Genomic DNA, 21,569 nt, shown 5'->3' with positions numbered 1-21,569 from the left:
AAGCACACCCCGTGACAGACCCCAAGGACCCGTTGGACGCCACCGCCCCCACCCTGCCGGACGCGCTGACCGCCGCCACCCTGGGTGCGGAGCCGGAGCTGGACCAGATCACCATCACCTTCCCCACTGCCGAGGAGATGGTCCGGACCTTCGGCGCGCAGGACGCGCTGCTGCGCATCCTGGAGGGCATCTACCCTCGGGTGGACCTGATCGTGCGCGGGGAGGACCTGGAGATCACCGGTGCCGGCAAGGACGCCGAACAGGTGCGCCAGGTGGTGGAGGACCTGCACGGGATGTCCCGGCGCGGGACCGTCATCACCCCGGCCGTGATCGAACAGGTCATCGGCCTGGTCCGGGGCGGCTCCGGCGCGGCGAAGTCCGGGCTGCTCTCCGAGTCCATCCTCTCCACCCGGGGCAAGAAGATCCGCCCCAAGACGGTGAACCAGCAGAACTATGTGGCGGCGATCGATCAGAACACCATCGTGTTCGGCATCGGCCCGGCAGGCACCGGCAAGACCTACCTGGCCATGGCCAAGGCCGTCCAGGCGCTGCAGGCCCAGGAGGTCAACCGGATCATCCTCACCCGCCCTGCGGTGGAGGCCGGCGAGCGGCTGGGGTATCTGCCCGGTTCGCTCAGCGAGAAGATCGACCCCTACCTGCGTCCGCTCTACGATGCGCTGCATGACATGGTCGAGCCCGAGTCGATCCCGCGGCTGATGGAGGCCGGCACCATTGAAGTGGCGCCACTGGCCTACATGCGCGGGCGCACGCTCAATGACGCGTTCATCATCCTGGACGAGGCCCAGAACACCACGGGCGAGCAGATGAAGATGTTCCTGACCCGGCTCGGGTTCGGATCCCACATGGTGGTCACCGGGGACACCTCGCAGGTGGACCTGCCGCGCGGCACCGACTCCGGACTGGCCCAGGCCGTCGAGGTGCTGGACGGCCTGGATGACGTGGCTGTGGTCCGGCTGCAGTCCACGGACGTGGTGCGCCACCAGCTGGTCAGCCGGATCGTGGATGCCTATGAGGAGCGCGTGCCGACCCAGCACGGGCGGCCCCGCGGACCCCAGGGCGACCACCGCGGACGGAAGGGGGGCGGCCATGGCCGTTGAGGTGGTCAATGAGTCCGGTATCGAGGTGGACGAGCACGCCCTGCTGGAGCTGGCCCACGCGGTGATGGACGGACTGCACGTGCACCCGGCGGCCGAGCTGTCTGTGCTCTGTGTGGACGAGGCGACCATGGAGCAGCTGCACCTGGACTGGATGGACCTTCCCGGTCCCACCGATGTGATGAGCTTCCCCATGGACGAGCTGCGCCCTGGCACGGCCACCGCCCCCACCGAGGGGCTGTTGGGCGATGTGGTGATCTGCCCCCAGGTCGCCCGGCTGCAGGCCGAGCGCGGCGGACACTCCACCCAGGATGAGATGCAGCTGCTGCTCACCCATGGGATCCTGCACCTGCTCGGCTTCGACCATGAGGACCCCGCTGAACGTCAGGAGATGTTCGAGTTGCAGGACCGTCTGCTCTCCGAGCACCTGGGTCGTCCCGCCCCACGACCCACCATGGACTGACCAGCGCCCCGCTGCGGCACCGCCGCGCCGAATCCCTGCCCCTCGAACTGAGAGACCCCTGACCTGTGTTCACCCCGATCGTGCTGGCCCTGCTGCTGGTGGCATTCCTCGCCCTGTCCTGGGTGCTCTCCGCCGCAGAGACCTCGCTGACCTACCTCTCGCGCAAGGAAGCCGAGGGGATCGTCGCCAAGAAGCCGAAGAGCCCGATCCTCACGGTCATGGCCCAGCTGCCCGAGCACTTGCAGGCGCTGCGGTTCTGGCGGATCTTCGCCGAGACCGCCTCCGCGGTGGCCGCCGCCCTGCTCTTGGACTGGTTCCTGGACTCCACGTGGTGGTCGGTCCTGACGGCCACCGTGCTGATGGGCCTTGCCTCGCTGCTGCTGGTGGTGTGGTCACCTCGCCAGGTCGGGGCCCGGCATGATGTGGGCACCGCCCGCACCACGGCCGGTCTCGTGAGGGTGCTCACCCGCGTGCTGGGCCCGTTGCCGGCCAAGTTCGCCGCGCCGGGCACCCGGACGGAGGACGAAGAGGAGGAGGCCGCGGAGATCGAGGAGCGCCATTTCCGCGAGTTCGTGGCCCGCGCCAATGACGCCGATGTCCTGGAGGATTCCGAAGCGGAGCTGATCCAGTCGGTGTTCGACATGGGGGACACCATCGTCCGCGCCGTGATGGTCCCCCGCACCGACGTGGTCACCGTGGACTCCGGGACCACCCTGGAGGACACCATGAACCTGCTGCTGCGCTCAGGCTGCTCCCGCGTGCCGCTGATCGGCGAGAGCGCGGACGAGGTGTTCGGCATGATCTACCTCAAGGACGTGGCCCAGGCCCTGCACCGCGCACGCATGGACCCGCACGAGCTGGTGGACGGGATCGTGCGCGAGGTCCGCTTCGTGCCCGAGTCCAAGCCGGTCTCCGAGCTGCTGCAGGAGCTGCAGCGCGAGGCCACGCATGTGGCGATCGTGATCGATGAGTACGGCGGCACCGCTGGGCTGGTCACCCTGGAGGATCTGATCGAGGAGATCGTCGGCGAGATCTCCGACGAGTACGACCAGCAGGACCGCCCCGAGGTCGAACCGGTGCAGGATGGACTGTTCCGCGTGGACGCACGGATGAACGTGGACGACTTCGCGGAGATCTTCGACATCGACCTCGAGGACGAGGATGACATCCACACCGTGGGTGGCCTGTTGGCCAAGGAGCTGGGCCAGGTGCCGATCCAGGGCTCCGAGGTGGAGGTCCAGGGCCTGATCCTGCACGCGGAGACCTTGGAGGGCAGGCGCAACCGGGTCGCGCGCCTGTTGGTGCGCCAGACCGAGGACTCCACCGGGCAGATCCGCCTGGACGGGTACGACGACGCCACGCTCCAGGGTGCCCACGGCACCTTCGGATCCACCACCGATTCCCGGGAGGGACGATGACCACCGACGACCTGCTGCTGGACCCCAGCGCCGCACCCGAGGGCTTCCGCGCCGGATTCGTCTCCCTGGTGGGACGCCCCAACGCCGGCAAGTCCACCCTGACCAACGCCCTGGTGGGACAGAAGGTGGCGATCACCTCCTCCAAGCCGCAGACCACCCGGCACACCATCCGCGGGATCGTGCACCGGGAGATGTTCCAGCTGGTGCTGGTGGACACGCCCGGGCTGCACCGTCCCCGCACGCTGCTGGGCCAGCGGCTGAACGATCTCGTGGCCGAGACCCTGGGCGAGGTGGACGCCGTCGGCTTCTGCATCCCCGCAGATGAGAAGATCGGCCCGGGGGACCGGTTCATCGCCCAGCAGCTGGCCATGCTGAACCGCACGCCCGTGGTCGCCCTGGTGACCAAGACGGACAAGGCGAATCCGGCCCAGGTGGCCGAGCAGCTGCTGGCCGTCACCGAACTGGGTGACCAGGTGCTCGGGCCGGAGAACAAGGGAACCGGCTTCGCCGCCGTCGTGCCGGTCTCTGCGGTCAAGGGACACCAGGTCGAGGACGTGGCCCAGGTGCTCTCCGAGCAGCTGCCGGTCTCGCCCCCGCTCTACCCCTCCGGGGAGCTGACCGATGAGCCGGAGCTGATCATGGTGGCCGAGCTGATCCGCGAGGCGGCCCTGGAGGGCGTGCGGGACGAGCTGCCGCACTCGGTGGCCGTGGTGGTGGAGGAGATGAACCTGCGCGAGGACCGGCCCCAGGACCGGCCGCTGCTGGACGTGTACGCCAACGTCTTCGTGGAGCGGGACAGCCAGAAGGCCATCATCATCGGCAAGGGCGGTTCCCGGCTCAAGCAGATCGGCCAGCAGGCCCGGACCGGGATCGAGAGGCTGCTGGGCACCCCCGTCTACCTGGACCTGCGCGTCAAGGTGGCCAAGGAGTGGCAGCGCGACCCGAAACAGTTGGGCCGCCTGGGCTTCTGAGCCGCGCGCGGTGCTAGCCTGATCAGCATGCGTGACCGACAGCACAGCCTGTGCGCCCCGGCCTTCCGGGCCAGCGCCGCAGGTGGACTCTGGCTACTGAGCTGCCGCAGCGAGGGCGTGCAGTCAGCCGTGGTCGCCTCCACGCACTGACACGCCAGGGCACCTGGCCGGGCCGGACCCTCGTTGCGGAGGAGACACAGACCGCCCCGCCACCACACAGTCAGTCCTTTTCGCCCGCCGGAGCATCCGGCCCTCAGAGAGACGGTGAGTCGCCATGCAGAACTTCCAGAAGACCTCCGGGATGAACTTCGCCAAGTACGCCCCGTTCCAGGACCAGATCGAGGTCAGCCTCCCGGACCGCACCTGGCCGGACCAGGTCATCACCAAGGCACCCCGCTGGTGCGCGGTGGATCTGCGCGACGGCAACCAGGCGCTGATCGACCCCATGGGCCCGGACCGCAAGATGAAGATGTTCGAACTGCTCGTGCGGATGGGCTACAAGGAGATCGAGGTCGGCTTCCCCTCGGCCTCCCAGACCGACTTCGAGTTCGTGCGTCAGCTCATCGAGCAGGACCGCATCCCCGAGGACGTCACCATCCAGGTCCTCACGCAGTCCCGTGAGCACCTGATCGAACGGACCTACGAGTCCCTCGAGGGGTGCCACCGGGCGATCGTCCACCTCTACAACTCCACCTCGGTGCTGCAGCGCAAGGTCGTGTTCCGCGAGGACCAGGACGGGATCGTGGACATCGCCACCACCGGCGCCCGGCTGTGCCGCAAGTACGAGGAGCAGATGACGGGCACGGAGATCATCTACCAGTACTCCCCGGAGTCCTTCACCGGCACCGAGCTGGACTTCGCCGCCCGGATCTCCAACGAGGTCGCTGAGATCCTGGAGGCCTCCACCGACCGGCAGATGATCCTGAACCTGCCGGCCACCGTGGAGATGGCCACCCCGAACGTGTACGCGGACTCGATCGAGTGGATGCACCGCAACATCGCCCACCGCGAGGGCATCATCCTCTCTCTGCACCCGCACAACGACCGCGGCACCGGGGTGGCCGCGGCCGAGCTGGGCTTCATGGCCGGTGCTGACCGGATCGAGGGCTGCCTGTTCGGCAACGGTGAGCGCACCGGCAACGTGGACCTGGTTACCCTGGGCATGAACCTGTACTCCCAGGGCATCGACCCCATGATCGACTTCTCGGACATGGACGAGATCCGCCGCACCGTGGAGTACTGCAACCAGCTCAAGGTCGGCGAGCGTGTCCCGTGGGGCGGCGACCTGGTCTTCACCGCCTTCTCCGGCTCCCACCAGGACGCCATCAAGAAGGGCTTCGAGGCGATGGACGCCGAGGCGAAGGCCGCCGGCAAGGGCATCGACGAGATGATCTGGGGCGTGCCCTACCTGCCGATCGACCCCAAGGACATCGGCCGGTCCTACGAGGCCGTGATCCGCGTGAACTCCCAGTCGGGCAAGGGCGGTGTGGCCTACCTGCTCAAGTCCGAGCACAACCTGGACCTGCCTCGCCGCGCCCAGATCGAGTTCTCCCACGTCATCCAGACCATGGCCGACCGCCAGGGCGGCGAGGTCACCGGAGCCCAGCTCTGGGACGTCTTCCAGGACGAGTACCTGCCCGCACCGGAGGGACAGCCGCGCTGGGGCCGGTACCGCCTGGGCTCGGTCCAGTCCGAGACCGCGGCGGACGGCACCTTCACCATGACCGCTGAGGCCGAGGTGGACGGCCAGCTGCGCACCCGCACCGCCGAGGCCAACGGCCCCATCGCCGCGCTGCTCAAGATCCTCGCTGAGGAGGGCACCGACGTCCGCGTGCTCGACTACACCGAGCACGCGCTCTCCGAGGGCGGTTCGGCCATGGCCGCGGCCTATGTGGAGGCAGCGATCGGCGACCGCATCCTGTGGGGCGTGGGCCTGGACCACAACACCACCATGGCCAGCCTCAAGGCCGTGATCTCCGCTGTGAACCGCGCCGTGCGGGATGCCGAGCAGGTCTAGGTCCGGCGGATCGGGCTCCGGCTACGCGGCCAACAGCTACCGCACCGAGGGGCTGGTGCTGCGCACCTACTCCCTGGGCGAGGCCGACCGGATCATCGTGCTGCTGACCCCGCAGCACGGCCAGGTCAGGGCCGTGGCCAAAGGGGTGCGCCGGACCACATCCAAGTTCGGCGCCACCCTGGAGCCGTTCATGCTCTCCAAGCTCCAGCTGGTGCGCGGGCGGAACCTGGACATCATCACCCAGGCGGAGTCGGTGCGGCCCTACGGATCGCTGATCGCCGCCGACTATGACGGCTACACGGCGGCCTCGGCCATGGTGGAGACAGCGGAGCGTCTCACCCTGGCCGAGGTCCCCGGCTCTCCGGTTCCCGACGACGGCCCCGGCACCTCCCAGCTCCAGGCTGGGGTTCCGGGGCGCGTCACCGCTCCCACCCAGTACCGTCTGCTGCACGGCGCCCTGGCGGCCCTGGCACGGCGGGCCCACGCCCCACGTCTGCTGCTGGACTCCTATCTGCTGCGGGCCCTGTCCACGGCAGGCTGGGCCCCCACCTTCACCCACTGCGCCCGGTGCGGAGGCCCCGGACCGCATCGGTCCGTCAACGTCACGCTGGGCGGAACCGTCTGCCCGGACTGCCGTCTGCCCGGATCCTCCACCCCGGCTCCGGAGAGCATCGCTCTGCTGGCCGCTCTGCTGGCGGGGGACTGGGAGGTGGCCGACGCCGCGCCGAGCGGTGCCCGCCGGGAGGCGGCCGGTATCGTGGCCGGGTACCTGCAGTTCCATCTGGAACGCCATCTGAAGTCCATGTCCGTGATGGACCAGTACCGCTGAGGAGCCTCGTGACCCAGGATCCGTACCCGCACGCCGGGGGAGCGCAGCCGCCCCAGATCGATCCGCGGTTCATCCCGCGCCATGTGGCGATCGTGATGGACGGCAACGGCCGCTGGGCCAACCAGCGTGGACTGCCGCGCACGGAAGGACACCGGGCCGGCGAGGCCGCCCTGCTGGATGTGATGGCTGGCGCCGTGCAGCTGGGGATCGAGCACGTCAGCGTCTATGCCTTCTCCACGGAGAACTGGAAGCGCTCACCGGAGGAGGTCCGGTTCCTGATGGGCTTCTCCCGGGATGTGCTGCGCCGTCAGCGGGACACCCTGGACTCGTGGGGGGTGCGGATCCGCTGGAACGGGCGCCGTCCTCGACTCTGGAGCTCGGTGATCAAGGAGCTGGAGATCGCTGAGCAGCAGACGCGGCACCACACCCGCTGCAACCTGACCATGTGTGTGAACTACGGCTCTCGCGCGGAGATCACGGACGCCGTCCAGCGGATCGCCGCAGAGGTGGCCGCCGGGCGTCTGAAGCCCAGCGGGATCCGTGAGGAGACGATTGCCCGTCATCTGGATGAGCCGGACGTCCCGGACGTGGACCTGTTCCTGCGCACCTCGGGGGAGCAGCGGCTCTCGAACTACCTGCTCTGGCAGTCCGCCTACGCCGAGCTGGTGTTCCTGGACGAGCTCTGGCCGGACGTGGACCGCACCACCCTGTGGAAGACCGTGGAGATCTACGCCCGGCGTGACCGCCGGTACGGGGGCGCTGTGGACCGGGCGAAAGCCTGATCGCTGCCGACGGGTCGCCGCCCTGTCATGCCGCTGGGAGGCAGGTGGTGGCTGGGACTCATTCCTCGTCGTCGGGAATGAGGGGGTCCACCGCGTGGCCCGGCGTGGTGTCCGGGCCCGCATAGACCGACATCCACCGGAACAGCTCACGGGCCGCCTGGCGGCGCACGTCTCGGCGTGAGGCCATGACATCGTGCATGGCGCCCTCGTGGCGCACCACCGTGACGTGCCGTCCCAGCCGGGTGGCGCGCTGGGCCAGCACCTCCACGTCCAGGACACTGTCTGCGGCCAGCATCTCCTCGTTCCACTTGGTGCCGAACATGGTCTTGGCGGCCAGCATGACGTACACCGGCTCAGCCAGCCCGAGCCCGGCAGAGACCTGACTGTGCCCGGCCATGACCGCCTTGAGCCAGCCCGAGGGGACGTCGAAGGCGTACTGCGGCCGCCACGCGGGGTGCAGGTCCCAGTCCCCGTCCGCCGAGGCCGAGAGGGAACGCCAGTAGTGGTCCACCTTGGGCAGCTTCAGGAAGCTCTTGGGCTGGACGCGCGTCACCGGGTTGACCACCGCACTGGCCATCAGCCGCACCAGGGTGGATCCCTGCATCTCCAGCCAGGGACTGTTCAACACCAGCGCGCGCAGCCTGCCCTGGTGACGGGCGGACCACAGGGCGGCGGTCAGACCGCCCGTGGAGTGGCCCATCAGCACTGGCAGAGCCGGAACCTCCTGCGCGATCTGGTGGAGTGCGGCGCCGATCTCGTCGTCGTACACCTCCAGGGAGTCCGCCCACCCCGGAGTCTGGCCCGGCCGCAGGGAGCGGCCATAGCGGCGCAGGTCCAGAGCGTAGAACGCGTAGCCGTGCGCTTCGAAGTGCTCGGCGAGCGGGGCGTTATAGAAGTAGTCCGACCAGCCGTGCAGATACAGCAGCGGGATGCGGTCCTCCCGGCCCGGGGTGGGATCAGGGCGGACCAGGGTGGCCACGTTCTGGCCCTCCTCGTCCACCTCGAGGGGAATGGTCAGACGTTGGAAGCCCTCCATCACGTCCGGAACCCACTCACCGGGCGGAGAGTCCTCGAGCAGGTCAGGTCCATCCGCTGGGGTGATCATCCACCGAGCCTAACGGTGGCCCGGCAGCCCTGCTGCGGGAGCAGCGTGACGAAGGGCCCAGGTGCCGAGTTGCCGCCCCGGGGTGCCTACGATGGAGTCATGCTCGCACGCCACGGACTCCAGCTGCCCCGCGTCTACCCGACCTTCTTCCGACTCGCCTTCGCCGAGATGGACGCCGAGAAGGCCCATCACACCGGCTTCGGGATGATCCGGGCCGCTGAGTCCACGGGCGCCTCAGCCGCACTGCGCCGGTTCACCCGGCCGGATCGCCGCCTGGCCACGCGGGTGATGGGACTGGACTTCCCCTCACCGTTCGGATTGGCCGCGGGCTTCGACAAGCAGGGCCTGGGCACCTCTGCCCTGGCAGACCTGGGGTTCGGGCACATCGAGGTCGGCACCATCACCGGTCAGCCGCAGCCGGGCAACCCGGCACCGCGCCTGTTCCGTCTGGTGGAGGACAAGGCCCTGATCAACCGGATGGGCTTCAACAACGACGGCTCGGCTGCCGTGGCACCGCGGCTGAAGGCCACCCGGGCGAGGTTGACTCGCCGGTTCGGTGCCCGTCGTCCCATCCTGGGGGTGAACATCGGCAAGACCAAGGCCGTGCCCCTGGAGGATGCCACTCGGGACTATCTGACCTCCACCAGCGCGCTGGCCCGTCACGCCGACTACCTGGTGGTCAACGTCTCCTCGCCGAACACGCCGGGGCTGCGCCAGCTGCAGGCGATCGAGTCGCTGGCACCGCTCCTGGCGGCGGTGGGCCGGGAGGCGGACCGGACCACCGGTCGGCACGTGCCCCTGGCCGTGAAGATCGCTCCGGATCTGGCCGATGAGGACATCGATGCCGTGGCCGCCATGGCCCAGGATCTGAAGCTGGACGGCGTGATCGCCACCAACACCACCATCGAGCGCGGGGGACTGGTCACTCCGGGTGCGGAGGTGGAGCAGATGGGTGCCGGTGGACTCTCCGGTGCACCGCTGAAGGAACGGTCGCTGCAGGTGCTGGACCGGCTGCGGGCTGGTCTGCCCGAGCAGATCGGACTGATCTCGGTCGGTGGCGTCACCACCGGTGCAGATGTGGCTGAGCGCCTGGAGCGCGGTGCTGACCTGGTCCAGGGTTACACGGCGTTCCTCTACGAGGGCCCGTTCTGGGCCGCCCGGATCAACCGGGAGCTGGCCGCGGCCAGCTCCGGGATCACGCGGGGTACTGGCCGCGCTTGACCTGAGGCTTGGGCAGGCGCAGGCGGCGCAGCTGCAGGGCGCGCATGACGCCATACCAGGCCACGCCCTTCTCGACCTCGCCGAACTTCTCGGCCAGCTTCCTCTTGAGCGTGCGGCTGAGCAGGATGCCCTCCAGGATGACCAGCACCACCAGGCCCCACAGGGAGAAGGTCAGGATCAGCTGGAGCTCGGGGACGGGGATGAAGGCCAGCAGGACATAGACCAGGACCACGATCATCAGCCATTCGGCGATGCCGGTGCGAGCGTCCACATAGTCACGGGTCCAGCGCTTCTGTGGTCCTCGATCGCGCAGGGGCATGTGCCGTTCGTCCCCGGTCTCCAGGGCCAGGCGCATCTTGCCGCGTTCCATGGCCTCGGCCTGACGTGCGGCCTGGCGTGCTGCCTTGCGGTCATCCGGGACCAGGGGCCGCTTGCGGGCGGCTTCGCGCTCACGACGCGTGGGAGTGGGTGCATTCTTTCCCTGAGAGCGGTCAGGCCGGTCCATCGGCTCGCCGTTGAGCACGGCGCCGGTCTCAGCAGGGGCGTCGACGGCGTGGGAGCCGTTCAGGGTCTCAGGGGTCTTCTTGCGTCCGAACACCGGTCCATCCTACGCGAGGCGGGCCCCGGAACCGGGCAGATCCGGGCAGTTCCACGCTGATCGGACTAGCCTGGCCCCATGTCTGAATCAAGCACTTCACAGCAGATTCCCGCCACCGCCGCCGAGCCGCTCTCTCCGCAGGTGCACCAGAGCATCGCCGAGGCGGTCGACCGGCAGCTGCCCCGGACCATCCAGACGCTCACCGAGCTGGTGTCCATCCCCGGGATCGCCTGGGACTCCTTCGATCGCGAACCGTTGGAGAGGTCGGCACAGGCCGTGGCGGAGCTGCTGCGTGGCCTCGGACTTCAGGACGTGCAGATCCTGACGGAGGACAAGCCAGCTGACGCCACCGGTGAGGTGCGTCCGGGAGGGCCGGCCGTCGTCGGGACCCGCCCGGCGTCGCCCGGGAAGCCGACCGTGCTGCTCTACGCCCACCACGACGTCCAGCCCACCGGGGACACCGCACTGTGGGAGACCGATCCGTTCACCGCGGTGGAGAAGGACGGACGCCTGTACGGGCGGGGTGCCGCCGATGACAAGGCCGGGATCATGGTGCACATCGCCGCACTGCAGGCCCTGCTGGCCTCCGAGAACGACACGGGTGTGGGCGTGACGTTCTTCATCGAGGGGGAGGAGGAGGCCGGGTCCCCGACGTTCCGGACCTTCCTGGAGGCCCACCGGGACCGTCTGCAGGCCGATGTGATCGTGGTGGCCGACTCCAGCAACTGGAAGGTCGGCGTGCCGGCGCTGACCACCTCCCTGCGGGGACTGGTGGACGGCGTGTTCGGCGTGCGCGTGCTGGAGCATGCTGTGCACTCCGGCATGTACGGGGGCCCGGTGCTGGATGCGCCGACGCTGTTGGCCCGGCTCATCGCCACCCTGCACGACGACGAGGGCAATGTGGCCATCGCCGGACTGGAGCAGACCCAGACCGCCGCGGTGGACTACCCCGAACAGGACTTCCGCGTCGACGCCTCCGTGCTGGAGTCCGTCCGGCTGGCCGGCACCGGCCCACTGGCTGATCGGCTCTGGAACCGTGCAGCGCTGAGCATCATCGGCACGGACGTCCCTCAGATCGAGGTCTCCTCCAACACCATCCAGCCGGTGGCGCGGGCGAAGTTCTCACTGCGTCTGGGCGCGGGGATGGATCCTGCTGCCGCGATGAAGGCCATCGAGTCGCACCTGAAGGCCCAGGACGTCTTCGGCGCCGAGGTGTTCTTCGAGGCGGGGGAGACCGGGCTGCCCTTCCACACCGACACCGATGCACCTGCCGCTCAGGCCATGCTCGCCTCCCTGCAGGAGGCCTGGGGCGTGGAGCCGGTCGAGACCGGGATAGGAGGCTCCATCCCGTTCACCGCCGACCTGATGGAGGTCTTCCCCGAGGCCACCATCCTGGTCACCGGCGTGGAGGACCCCGATTCGCGGGCGCACTCGGCCAACGAGTCCCTGCACCTGGGTGACTTCCGTCATGCGATCGTCGCCGAAGCACTCCTGCTGGCCCGGCTGGGAGCCGAGTAGTCTGGGGAGGTCGCCGGCCGTCGTCGGGAATGAACACCGCTGAGGCGGCGTTGGCAACCACAACGGGTCCCCCGTGACCCCGCACCAGACCGTCCCTGTGCGCAGGGTGCCACGGTCCACCGAACGTCAGAAGGAGCATCATGGCCCTCTCCGCCGAAGAGACCGGAGTCGAGATCGCCGCGGCCCAGCCGGCCGACGACCTGCCCACCCACGAGGTCGAGCTGACCGAGGTCGCCGCCACCAAGGTGCGCACCCTGCTCGAGCAGGAGGGACGGACGGATCTGCGCCTGCGTGTCGCCGTGCAGCCGGGCGGCTGCTCCGGCCTGATCTACCAGCTCTACTTCGATGAGCGCGTGCTGGACGGAGACGCACTGCGGGACTTCGACGGTGTCGAGGTCATCGTGGACCGGATGAGCGTGCCGTACCTGAGCGGTGCCACCATCGACTTCGAGGACACGATCTCCAAGCAGGGCTTCACCATCGACAATCCCAACGCCGGTGGTTCCTGCGCCTGCGGTGACTCCTTCCACTGATCGGACCGTCGCCATCCCTGCCACCAGGGTCGACGCCACCCCGAGAGACGGCGGGTCGCCGGGCATGACATGCCCGGAGACCCGCCGTTTCCATGTCATGGTCTCCCGAATGACCGGGGTAAGCTCTACAGTGAGTAGTAAACCTAGGGGCCGATCCATGACCTCTGTGAGCCGACTTCGGACGGCAGGCACGGAATGTGGCACGGCAATCGCACCGAGATGAAGAGGAAGGGCCGTCTGTGAGATCGCAGAATCAAGCCGGCAGCCGCGGTAGGCGTCTCCTGAAGGGGGGAGCGCTGGCCACCGTGGCCGCACTGGTCCTGACCGGGTGCTCTGAGCAGGTCCAGCGTGGCTGGCTGCCGGGCACGCGTGAGACCACCAACAACACCGCTCAGCTCACCGACCTGTGGGTCAACTCCTGGATCGCCGCTCTGGCTGTGGGCCTGGCGGCCTGGGGCATGATGCTGTGGTGCATGGTGGCCTACCGTCGCCGCAAGAATGAGCAGGGTTACCCCCGCCAGATCGCCTACAACGTGCCGATCGAGGCACTGTTCACGATCATCCCGATCATCATGGTCTTCACCCTGTGGGGCTTCACCGACCGCGTGCAGCGTTCCGTGAACACCCCGGTAGATGACTCCCCGCTCGTGGTGTCCGTGTACGGCAAGCAGTGGTCCTGGGACTTCAACTACCAGTACGAGGGCCAGGAGAAGCACTACACCGGTGTCCAGGCCCAGCTGGACGGCACCGAGGGTGTGGAGGAGACTCTGCCGACCCTGTACCTGCCGGTCGATGTCCCCGTCACCTTCGAGCTGGAGTCGCGTGACGTCATCCACTCGTTCTGGATCCCTGCCTTCCTCCAGAAGCTGGACATGATCCCCGGCAAGACCAACTACCTGTACCTGACCCCGCAGGAAGTGGGCCAGTTCCAGGGCAAGTGCGCAGAGCTCTGCGGTGAGTACCACTCGGAGATGCTGTTCAACGTCGAGGTCGTGGAAGAGGACGAGTTCCAGCGCCAGCTCGATCAGATGGACGATGGCCTGCTGGAGTACGAGTACAGCCGTAACCCCAATGAGAACGATGGTGGCGCCACCCGCCAGGAGATCCCTCAGGGTGACCCGGAGATGGATCGGAGCAACGACTGATGACCACCTATGAGTACACGAGTGACGAAGGACGTGCTGCGGCACAGCCTCGTATGGTTCCGGTCTCCAAGGGCAAGATCATTGTCAACTGGCTGACCTCTACCGACCACAAGACCATCGGGTACATGTACCTGATCACCTCCTTCCTGTTCTTCTGCATCGCGGGCGTGATGGCCCTGCTGATCCGTGCTGAGCTCTTCGAGCCCGGCATGCAGCTGCTGCAGACCAAGGAGCAGTACAACCAGCTGTTCACCATGCACGGCACGCTGATGCTGCTGATGTTCGCCACCCCACTGTTCGTGGGCTTCGCCAACGTCATCGTCCCGCTGCAGATCGGTGCACCGGATGTGTCCTTCCCGCGTCTGAACGCCCTGGCGTTCTGGTTCTTCCTGTTCGGCTCGCTGATCGCCACCGCTGGCTTCCTCACCCCGCAGGGTGCGGCCTCCTTCGGCTGGTTCGCCTACGCGCCGCTGTCCAACACCACATTCTCGCCCGGAGTGGGTGGGGATCTGTGGGTGTTCGGGCTGGTCCTGCAGGGGTTCGGCACCATCATGGGTGGCGTCAACTTCATCACCACGATCATCACCATGCGTGCACCGGGCATGACCATGTGGCGCATGCCGATCTTCACCTGGAACACCCTGATCACCGGTATCTTGATCCTGATGGCCTTCCCGCCGTTGGCCGCCGCTTTGTTCGGCTTGGGCCTGGATCGTCGCTTCGGTGGCCATATCTTTGACCCGGAGAACGGCGGCGCCATCCTGTGGCAGCACCTGTTCTGGTTCTTCGGACACCCTGAGGTGTACATCATTGCGCTGCCGTTCTTCGGCATCGTCTCCGAGATCATCCCGGTCTTCAGCCGCAAGCCGATCTTCGGCTACAAGTCCCTGGTGTTCGCCACCACCGCCATCGCTGCCCTGTCCGTGACCGTGTGGGCACACCACATGTACGTCACCGGATCAGTGCTGCTGCCGTTCTTCTCGCTGATGACGATGCTGATTGCGGTACCGACCGGCGTGAAATTCGTGAACTGGATCGGGACGATGTGGCGAGGGTCCATTACCTTCGAGAACCCCATGCTGTGGGCACTGGGCTTCATGGTGACCTTCCTCTTCGGTGGTCTGACCGGTGTCATCCTGGCTTCCCCGCCGCTGGACTTCCAGGTCTCGGACACCTACTTCGTGGTGGCACACTTCCACTACGTGGTCTTCGGAACCGTCGTGTTCGCGATGTTCGCCGGCTTCTTCTTCTGGTGGCCCAAGTTCACCGGCAAGATGCTCAACGAGCGCCTGGGCAAGATCCAGTTCTGGATGCTGTTCATCGGCTTCCACGGCACGTTCCTGATCCAGCACTGGCTGGGCGTCATGGGTATGCCCCGTCGTTACGCGGACTATCTGGTGGAGGACGGATTCACGGCGATGAACCAGTTCTCCACGGTGTTCTCGCTGCTGTTGGGGGCCTCGATGATCCCATTCTTCTGGAACGTGTACATCACGGCCCGCCACGGCAAGAAGGTCACGGTGGACGACCCCTGGGGCTTCGGTGGATCCCTGGAGTGGGCGACCTCCTGCCCGCCGCCGCGGCACAACTTCCACTCCCTGCCCCGCATCCGCTCCGAGCGTCCCGCTCTGGACCTGCATCACCCCGAGCTGCTGCCGTACTCCCCGCAGAACGAGCCGGAGCTCTTCGGACAGAAGGCGAGCGTCGAGTGAAAGCCAACATCAAGATCTTCGCGATCATCGGAGTCTTCTTCATCATCATCGCCACGATCTATGGCTTCTGGGTCCGCTGGACCGAGTGGGCTGGGATCCCCGCCATCTACGCCCTGGGCGGTATGGCACTGATGATCTCCTTCTACCTGTGGCTCACCGACCGCAAGTTCGGTGTCGGGCCCGCAGATGATGAGGACGGCGAGATCGAGCAGTACTCGGGCACCTACGGCAACTTCGCTCCGTGGAGCTGGTGGCCACTGGGCCTGGGTGCGGCCGCAGCCATCGTGGTCCTCGGCCTGGCCATCGATTGGTGGATCTTCTTCATGGGAGCCGGACTGGGCGTCTACTTCCTGGTGGGGTGGGTCTACGAGTACTCCCGCGGTCAGCACGCGCACTGATCATCTGAACTGAATCAGCAGGACATAGTCGGCTGTGGCCCCTCTACGGAGGGGCCACAGCCGTTTCTGGCGTCATGATGAGGAGACCTCCCTGCTTCCACGGGATTCAGATGGACCTGCATGGACCTAGGCCTGCGCGCTCCGTGAGCTGAACGTGCTTCAGCCATCGGGACGCCCCCTCGGTCTGCGCGGGGGCCCCGAATCCAAGCTGTGACCGGACAGTGATGACGAGAGGGCACACATGGGGGAGGTCGGCAGATGAACACTGGTGGGAGCGTCATGATCGGGCGCATGATGGAGCATGACACGCTACCTGGTCTCCTTTCGGAGCAACACGATGCGCCTGGCCCCAGGCGGGCTTGATGCCGTCATCGATTCCTCCCACCGAGTCATCCGCGAGGCTAAGGCAGCCGGTGTCCACCTGTTCAGCGGGGGAATCGACGAGAACGTTGATCCGGTCATGGTGCACTCTGATGGGAGCGTGACCGCAGACACCTCGGATCTGGATGGTGGATTCTGTGTCATCGAGGTCCCTACGCGGATCGAGGCGGAGAGGTGGGCGGCTCGCATCGCTCAAGGCTGCCACGCGCCCCAAGAGCTCCGTGAGTTCGGGGAAGACCCGGAGTCATAAGGGCATCGACGACGGCCGTGATCTGACCGGTTCTGGTGGGTGTCCCTCGGAGGCAGGGTCGCGCTGGCCTCGCGCAACTGGCGGTTCTCCCGCCCTCAGCTGCTTGATGCGCTCCGTCTGCCTGGAGTGCACTGCCTGGCGTTCTGCGGTATCGATCTGGGCTGACGAACCCAGAGCGGCGAAGGGAGTTCCTTCCCGATGCCCAGTCGGTCGCCAACGCACTGACAGGCCTCATCATGAATATTCGGCGTTCTGAGCGCCATCCGTATTGAGTTTGAGAGCCAGTGACTGCTTGAGACGTTGGGCGCCTTGAGAGCCATCGGTATTTTCGTTCAGAGCCACCTGCTTAGGCTCCTTCCGCTGGGTGTAAAGGGCACCCGGCGGAAGGAGCAATTCAATGGTAAGGAAGATCAAGGCCAAGCTCGTGCTGCAGTTACGGGCTGAGGGCCTGTCCGGGCGGGCGATCGCCGCGTCTCAGCAGATCTCGCGGAGCAGTGTCGCCGAGGTGCTGGAGGCCGCCGACGCGGCCGGGGCGCGGTGGGACGACATCGCGGCACTCCCCGACGCGGAGGTGTATTCGCTGTTGTTCCCCGGCCGTGGGGAACACGAGAGTGTCTTCGCCGAGCCTGATTGGTCCCGGGTGCACCGGGAGATGGCCCGGGTAGGGGTGACGATGAGGTTGCTGCACGGCGAATACGTGGACCAGTGCGCTCAGGCGGGATCCCCGTCGATGGGCTATGACCGGTTCTGCAAGTCCTACCAGCGGCATGTGCTGGTCACCGGATTGGCCTCCCGGATCGGACACAAGGCCGGCCAGACGGTCGAGGTCGACTGGTCCGGGCCCACGATGCAGCTACTCAATCCGGCCACCGGAGAGTTGAGCCGGGTCTACTTGTTCGTGGGGTGCCTGCCGTATAGCCGGTACTCCTTCGTGGAGCCGACCCTGGATATGAAGCAGGTCACCTGGCTGCGGGCGCATGTGGGCATGTTCGAGCACTTCTCCGGCTCGGTGCCGAGGATCGTGCCTGACAATCTGAAGACCGGGGTGATCAAGCACCCGAAGGAGGGCGAGATCGTCCTGAACGAGGCCTACCGGGAGATGGCGGCCCACTACTCCGCGGCTGTGCTCCCGGGACGGGTGAAGAAACCGAAGGACAAGGCCAGTGTGGAGAACACCGTGGCCCACGTGGCAACCTGGATCATCGCCGCCCTGCGCAAGCGGCAGTTCACCACGCTGGCCGAGCTCAAGGCTGCCATCGCCGTCCAGCTGAAGGCCTATAACGCGGAGCCGTTCCAGAAGCGCGCCGGCTCCCGCGCCTCGGTGTTTGAGTCGGAGGAGAAGGCGTTGCTGCGCCCGCTGCCGGCCGCCGCCTATGAGATCAGCCGCTGGGTCTACGGGCGCCGGGTAGCGCGCAACGGGCACGTGGCCTTCGCCCGGAACTACTACTCGGTGCCCTACCCACACGTCGGGGCCAAGGTCGACCTGCGGGTCACGGACACGATGCTGGAGGTCCACCGTGGCCATCAGCGGTTGGCCAGCCACCTGCTGGTGGCGGAGAACGTGGTGAATGAGTACCGCACCCACGACGCCGACCTGCCGGCCGGACCGAAGTACCGGCAGTGGGACGAGCACCGCGTCAGAGAATGGGCCGGGCGCATTGGACCATCGACGGTGACCGTGGTGGACAGGGTCTTCGAATCCGTTCCAGTGGCCGAGCAGGGCCTGAACCCGGCGCTGGCGGTGTTGCGGCTGACCCGCCGGTTCTCCGCCGAACGGGTGGAGGCGGCCTGCGGCATCGCGTTGGCCGGACCGATCCGCTCCCCGCGGTATGCCCACCTGCGCCCGATCCTGGACACCGGCCAAGACAGACCAGGAGCACTCTCCAGCAGCTCGCCCGGGACCCCGCCGGCCGAGGAGATCGGCGGTTACGTTCGTGGCGCCTCCTACTACGCGGTGGGAGGCACCCGATGAGCCGGATCGACACCGAGACCAAACGCAAGCTCCGTGAGATGGGCGCCACCGCCCTGCTGGAGTCCCTCGAGGCCCGGGACGAGACCCTGATGCTGGGCCTGGGCTTCGAGGACCAGGTCAGGCTCGTCGTGGACGAGGCCCACACCTCCTTCACCCATGCCAAGGTCGAGGGCCTGATCCGGCGGGCCGGACTGCGCTACCCCAACGCCGACCTACGCCGGGTGGACCTGCTCACCGAGCGCGGCCTGGACCAAGGGGTGATCGCCCAGCTCGGAACCTGCTCGTTCATTGACCGTCAGCAGAACGTCGTCTTCCAGGGCTTCACCGGCTCCGGGAAGTCCTATCTGGGGTGCGCGCTGGCCAAGCAGGCCTGCCAGCACCGGATCCGGGCGCACTACATCCGGATGCCGGACCTGGCCGAGGCATGGGCCCTGGCCCGGGACAAGCCCCACGGGCAGCGGACGTTCTTGAAGAAATACGCCGCGTTCACCCTGCTGGTCATCGATGAATGGCTCCTGGACCACCCGGACGAGGGGATGCGCAGCATGCTGCTGGAGCTGCTCGAGCGCCGGTATGGGAACACCTCGACGGTGTTCTGCACCCAGTACGCCCAGAAGGATTGGCACCAGCGACTTGGCTCCGGAGTCCACGCCGACGCCATCATGGACCGGATCGTGCACAACACCCTCTGGATCGAGACCGGTAGCTTCAACATGCGCGAACACACCGCGATGAACGGTCTCTAGAAACCGCCGTTGAGAGCCGGTGGCTCTGACCCCATCGGCCACCGGCTCTCAACGGCAATACAGGTGGCTCTGAAAGGCAATACTGGGTGGCTCCCAGACCCTCAAATACTCAACGAACAAGCGGCACTTCGTTATCGCCCCGTCCAGGACCACCCAGATTCCCCCGAAGTCCACCTCGGCCTCAGCAGCCGGCGCGTGCTCCTGCGGGACGAATGCCGCCATACGGCGAACGGCCTCGACATCGATCTGCGCCACATCGATGCGCGCCCGATGCACCCGCACTGTAAGGCCCGCACCGTGGCCTACGTCAGTTCCTCAGCCCCGTGCTCCTCGATCAGCCGGGCCAGAAGCAGCCAGCCTCCAGGCCACCCCTTGGCGCGGTGTGGGTTCCGGCAGGGCCGCCGACCCCAGGGCTTGAGGGACCGGTCTGCGGTGGACCCCATACCGGGCGGTCAATGCGCGAACGGCCACGAGAACCGCCCCAGGTGCCCGGCGAGTCACCCAGCCGGCCAGGGACAACCGTCCTCCTGGGGTCACCCACACCTGTCACAGTCACCGTGAGAGATGGTCCGGTGAACGTCTAGGACTCCACGAGGCGGTGGCATCGAACATGGGTGCGGTCACAGGAGGGTGAGTGTGTGGAACCGACAGATCTGGCCCTTCCAACGGCTGAGGCCCCGCACCAGATGGTACGGGGCCTCAGGGGCTCAGCGGAACTGATCAGCGATCGATGCCGTGCGCTCCGTGGTCTGCCTCGACGGCGTCGTGGTGCCCATGAGCACGAGCGGCAGTCAGCTCATCCCGGGTCACGGGCTCGACACGCTCCTCGTAGAACCACTTGTTCAGCTTGGCGCGCTGCTTCTCGAGCCCGGAGACCTTGCCATCCTTGCCCGGCTGAGCGGGGACAGGGCGGCGGTTCTCGAAGCCGACCAGGCGGTAGAGCTCGTAGTCGGAGAGGTGCTCATGACGCTCACGGAACTCGCCCGCCGGAGTCATCTCGATGACGCCAGCCTCGCGGCCGTGCAGAGCGATCTCGCGATCCTTGCGCTGCAGTGCCAGGCAGATGCGACGCGTCACGATGAAGCCGATGATCGGCCCAGCGAAGTACAGGAATCGCAGGATGTACAGGACATCGTTGAGCGACATGTGGAAGTGGGTGGCGATGAGGTCCGAGGAGGCCGCAGCCCACATCACGCAGTAGAAGATGATGCCGGCTACGCCAGCGGCGGTGCGGAACGGGGCGTTGCGCGGACGGTCGAGCAGGTGGTGCTCGCGGTCGTCACGAGTGACCCAGCGCTCGATCCACGGCCAGACGATCATGCCGACCATCAGGATGCCCACGGGGATCATCGGCAGCAGCACACCCAAGGGGATGCTGTTGACGCCCCACGGGAACGGAATGTCCCACTTGAAGGAGAAGTCGCCGAGCACACCCGGCATCAGGCGCAGAGCGCCGTCGAACCAGCCGATGTACCAGTCCGGCTGGGTGCCAGCCTGGACGGGAGAGGGGTCGTACGGACCGTAGTTCCAGATCGCGTTGATGGTGAAGAAGCCTGCGAGCAGGGAGATCACACCGAACACGATGAAGAAGAAGCCACCGGCCTTGGCCGCGTACACCGGTCCGACGGGGTAGCCGACGACGTTGTCGTTGGTGCGTCCCGGGCCGGGGTACTGGGTGTGCTTGTGCACGACGACCATGAACAGGTGCACGACGATCAGCAACAGGATCGCAGCCGGCACGATCAGGATGTGCAGGACGTACAGACGGCCGATGACCGCGTAGCCGGGGAACTCCCCGCCGAACAGGAACATCGAGATGTACGAGCCGACCACCGGGATGGCCTTCAGGATGCCGTCGATGATGCGCAGGCCGTTGCCGGAGAGGACGTCGTCCGGCAGCGAGTAGCCAGTGAAGCCGGCAGCGAGGCCGGCCAGCAGCAGCAGGCAGCCCACGACCCAGTTGAGCTCACGCGGGCGACGGAACGCACCGGTGAAGAACACACGCAGCATGTGCACCGACATGGCCGCCACGAACAGCAGTGCCGCCCAGTGGTGGACCTGGCGCATGAACAGGCCGCCGCGGATGTCGAAGGAGATGTCCAGGGAGGAGGCGTAGGCCACCGACATCTCCAGGCCGTACAGAGGCTTGTAGGAGCCCTCGTACGTGGTGTGGGCCATGGAGGGATCGAAGAAGAAGGTCAGGAAGGTGCCCGACAGCAACAGGATGACGAAGCTGTAGAGGGCGACCTCACCGAACATGAACGACCAGTGATCGGGGAAGATCTTCCGGCCGAACTCCTTGACCATGGGGGAGACCCCCATGCGGGTGTCCACGAAGTTCGAGATGCGTCCGGTACGCGTTGCCGCGCTGTACTCAGTGGTTGTGCTCATGTTG

At 66.9% G+C, this 21,569-nt stretch carries 20 protein-coding genes and 1 pseudogene; 17 read left to right on the top strand and 4 right to left on the bottom strand.

Annotated elements, in window-relative coordinates; all coding sequences use genetic code 11:
- Window positions 1–11 precede the first annotated feature (11 nt).
- From BM355_RS06135 to BM355_RS06105, 8 genes are all read left to right on the top strand, one after another.
- A complete protein-coding gene (locus tag BM355_RS06135) occupies window positions 12–1,118 on the top strand; it encodes a PhoH family protein (protein WP_374784694.1) in 1,107 nt (368 codons plus the stop codon).
- A complete protein-coding gene (gene ybeY, locus BM355_RS06130; protein ID WP_091696174.1) occupies window positions 1,108–1,578 on the top strand; it encodes an rRNA maturation RNase YbeY in 471 nt (156 codons plus the stop codon). Before BM355_RS06135 ends, ybeY begins: the two co-directional genes overlap by 11 nt.
- Window positions 1,579–1,643: 65 nt before the next feature.
- Complete coding sequence (locus tag BM355_RS06125; RefSeq protein ID WP_091696172.1) at window positions 1,644–2,996, top strand: hemolysin family protein; 1,353 nt, start codon at window positions 1,644–1,646, stop codon at window positions 2,994–2,996.
- On the top strand, window positions 2,993–3,967 hold the full coding sequence (era, locus tag BM355_RS06120; protein WP_091696170.1) for a GTPase Era: 975 nt from the start codon (window positions 2,993–2,995) through the stop codon (window positions 3,965–3,967). Before BM355_RS06125 ends, era begins: the two co-directional genes overlap by 4 nt.
- Window positions 3,968–3,994: 27 nt before the next feature.
- Window positions 3,995–4,117 (top strand): hypothetical protein, encoded by a 123-nt coding sequence (locus BM355_RS14800; RefSeq protein WP_260061545.1) that lies wholly within the window; start codon window positions 3,995–3,997, stop codon window positions 4,115–4,117.
- A 124-nt stretch (window positions 4,118–4,241) separates the two neighbouring features.
- Window positions 4,242–5,984, top strand: coding sequence for a 2-isopropylmalate synthase (gene leuA, locus BM355_RS06115; RefSeq protein WP_091696167.1), 1,743 nt, complete (start codon window positions 4,242–4,244; stop codon window positions 5,982–5,984).
- On the top strand, window positions 5,968–6,813 hold the full coding sequence (gene recO, locus BM355_RS06110) for a DNA repair protein RecO (protein ID WP_091696164.1): 846 nt from the start codon (window positions 5,968–5,970) through the stop codon (window positions 6,811–6,813). The genes leuA and recO overlap by 17 nt, the downstream gene beginning before the upstream one ends.
- 8 nt (window positions 6,814–6,821) lie before the next feature.
- Window positions 6,822–7,595, top strand: coding sequence for an isoprenyl transferase (locus BM355_RS06105; protein ID WP_245760638.1), 774 nt, complete (start codon window positions 6,822–6,824; stop codon window positions 7,593–7,595).
- A gap of 58 nt (window positions 7,596–7,653) precedes the next feature.
- Here the strand turns inward: BM355_RS06105 and BM355_RS06100 are convergent, their stop codons facing one another.
- Window positions 7,654–8,700, bottom strand: a complete 1,047-nt coding sequence (locus BM355_RS06100; protein ID WP_091696162.1) for an alpha/beta hydrolase — start codon at window positions 8,698–8,700, stop codon at window positions 7,654–7,656.
- 99 nt (window positions 8,701–8,799) lie between these two features.
- On the opposite strand from BM355_RS06100, the gene BM355_RS06095 reads away from it, so the two are divergent.
- Window positions 8,800–9,921 carry a quinone-dependent dihydroorotate dehydrogenase gene (locus BM355_RS06095; protein WP_091696159.1) on the top strand — a complete coding sequence of 374 codons (1,122 nt, stop codon included), beginning with the start codon at window positions 8,800–8,802 and terminating at the stop codon, window positions 9,919–9,921.
- Here BM355_RS06095 and BM355_RS06090 read toward each other — a convergent pair.
- Entirely contained in the window at window positions 9,896–10,519 is a 624-nt protein-coding gene (locus tag BM355_RS06090; RefSeq protein ID WP_245760637.1) for a DUF3043 domain-containing protein, read from the bottom strand. The genes BM355_RS06095 and BM355_RS06090 overlap by 26 nt on opposite strands.
- Before the next feature lie 78 nt (window positions 10,520–10,597).
- On the opposite strand from BM355_RS06090, the gene BM355_RS06085 reads away from it, so the two are divergent.
- From BM355_RS06085 to BM355_RS06050, 8 genes are all read left to right on the top strand, one after another.
- Window positions 10,598–12,037 (top strand): dipeptidase, encoded by a 1,440-nt coding sequence (locus tag BM355_RS06085; RefSeq protein WP_091696158.1) that lies wholly within the window; start codon window positions 10,598–10,600, stop codon window positions 12,035–12,037.
- Between the two features lie 140 nt (window positions 12,038–12,177).
- Entirely contained in the window at window positions 12,178–12,570 is a 393-nt protein-coding gene (locus tag BM355_RS06080) for a HesB/IscA family protein (RefSeq protein ID WP_091696157.1), read from the top strand.
- 239 nt (window positions 12,571–12,809) lie between these two features.
- The gene (gene ctaC / locus BM355_RS06075; protein WP_177227862.1) at window positions 12,810–13,715 is read left to right on the top strand and encodes an aa3-type cytochrome oxidase subunit II; all 906 of its coding nucleotides are present in this window, start codon (window positions 12,810–12,812) and stop codon (window positions 13,713–13,715) included.
- Window positions 13,715–15,427 (top strand): cytochrome c oxidase subunit I, encoded by a 1,713-nt coding sequence (ctaD, locus tag BM355_RS06070; RefSeq protein WP_483869250.1) that lies wholly within the window; start codon window positions 13,715–13,717, stop codon window positions 15,425–15,427. The genes ctaC and ctaD overlap by 1 nt, the downstream gene beginning before the upstream one ends.
- Window positions 15,424–15,825, top strand: coding sequence for a cytochrome c oxidase subunit 4 (locus BM355_RS06065; protein ID WP_091696153.1), 402 nt, complete (start codon window positions 15,424–15,426; stop codon window positions 15,823–15,825). The genes ctaD and BM355_RS06065 overlap by 4 nt, the downstream gene beginning before the upstream one ends.
- A 301-nt stretch (window positions 15,826–16,126) precedes the next feature.
- On the top strand, window positions 16,127–16,456 hold the full coding sequence (locus tag BM355_RS06060; protein ID WP_091696151.1) for a YciI family protein: 330 nt from the start codon (window positions 16,127–16,129) through the stop codon (window positions 16,454–16,456).
- Between the two features lie 397 nt (window positions 16,457–16,853).
- Entirely contained in the window at window positions 16,854–18,428 is a 1,575-nt protein-coding gene (istA, locus tag BM355_RS06055; protein WP_091696149.1) for an IS21 family transposase, read from the top strand.
- Window positions 18,425–19,174, top strand: coding sequence for an ATP-binding protein (locus tag BM355_RS06050; RefSeq protein WP_091696146.1), 750 nt, complete (start codon window positions 18,425–18,427; stop codon window positions 19,172–19,174). The genes istA and BM355_RS06050 overlap by 4 nt, the downstream gene beginning before the upstream one ends.
- A 114-nt stretch (window positions 19,175–19,288) precedes the next feature.
- On the opposite strand, the pseudogene BM355_RS14590 reads toward BM355_RS06050, so the two are convergent.
- Both BM355_RS14590 and qcrB read right to left on the bottom strand, forming a co-directional pair.
- Window positions 19,289–19,524, bottom strand: a pseudogene (locus BM355_RS14590) (IS21 family transposase); the annotation flags it as partial.
- Window positions 19,525–19,894: 370 nt separating this feature from the next.
- Window positions 19,895–21,565, bottom strand: coding sequence for a cytochrome bc1 complex cytochrome b subunit (gene qcrB, locus BM355_RS06040; RefSeq protein ID WP_091696143.1), 1,671 nt, complete (start codon window positions 21,563–21,565; stop codon window positions 19,895–19,897).
- Window positions 21,566–21,569 lie beyond the last annotated feature (4 nt).

This window comes from Micrococcus terreus (assembly GCF_900116905.1).
GTDB lineage: Bacteria > Actinomycetota > Actinomycetes > Actinomycetales > Micrococcaceae > Citricoccus > Citricoccus terreus.
Note: the sequence above shows the minus strand (reverse complement) of the source record. Positions and strands in the feature narration are given on the sequence as shown.

Coding starts and splice junctions, on each gene's coding strand:
- ctaD (WP_483869250.1), top strand. CDS start 13,715: ATGACCACCTATGAGTACACGAGTGACGAAGGACGTGCTGCGGCACAG.
- BM355_RS06100 (WP_091696162.1), bottom strand. CDS start 8,700: ATGATCACCCCAGCGGATGGACCTGACCTGCTCGAGGACTCTCCGCCC.
- ybeY (WP_091696174.1), top strand. CDS start 1,108: ATGGCCGTTGAGGTGGTCAATGAGTCCGGTATCGAGGTGGACGAGCAC.
- leuA (WP_091696167.1), top strand. CDS start 4,242: ATGCAGAACTTCCAGAAGACCTCCGGGATGAACTTCGCCAAGTACGCC.
- BM355_RS06050 (WP_091696146.1), top strand. CDS start 18,425: ATGAGCCGGATCGACACCGAGACCAAACGCAAGCTCCGTGAGATGGGC.
- istA (WP_091696149.1), top strand. CDS start 16,854: ATGGTAAGGAAGATCAAGGCCAAGCTCGTGCTGCAGTTACGGGCTGAG.
- BM355_RS06085 (WP_091696158.1), top strand. CDS start 10,598: ATGTCTGAATCAAGCACTTCACAGCAGATTCCCGCCACCGCCGCCGAG.
- era (WP_091696170.1), top strand. CDS start 2,993: ATGACCACCGACGACCTGCTGCTGGACCCCAGCGCCGCACCCGAGGGC.
- BM355_RS14800 (WP_260061545.1), top strand. CDS start 3,995: ATGCGTGACCGACAGCACAGCCTGTGCGCCCCGGCCTTCCGGGCCAGC.
- BM355_RS06095 (WP_091696159.1), top strand. CDS start 8,800: ATGCTCGCACGCCACGGACTCCAGCTGCCCCGCGTCTACCCGACCTTC.
- recO (WP_091696164.1), top strand. CDS start 5,968: ATGCCGAGCAGGTCTAGGTCCGGCGGATCGGGCTCCGGCTACGCGGCC.
- BM355_RS06060 (WP_091696151.1), top strand. CDS start 16,127: ATGACACGCTACCTGGTCTCCTTTCGGAGCAACACGATGCGCCTGGCC.
- qcrB (WP_091696143.1), bottom strand. CDS start 21,565: ATGAGCACAACCACTGAGTACAGCGCGGCAACGCGTACCGGACGCATC.
- BM355_RS06080 (WP_091696157.1), top strand. CDS start 12,178: ATGGCCCTCTCCGCCGAAGAGACCGGAGTCGAGATCGCCGCGGCCCAG.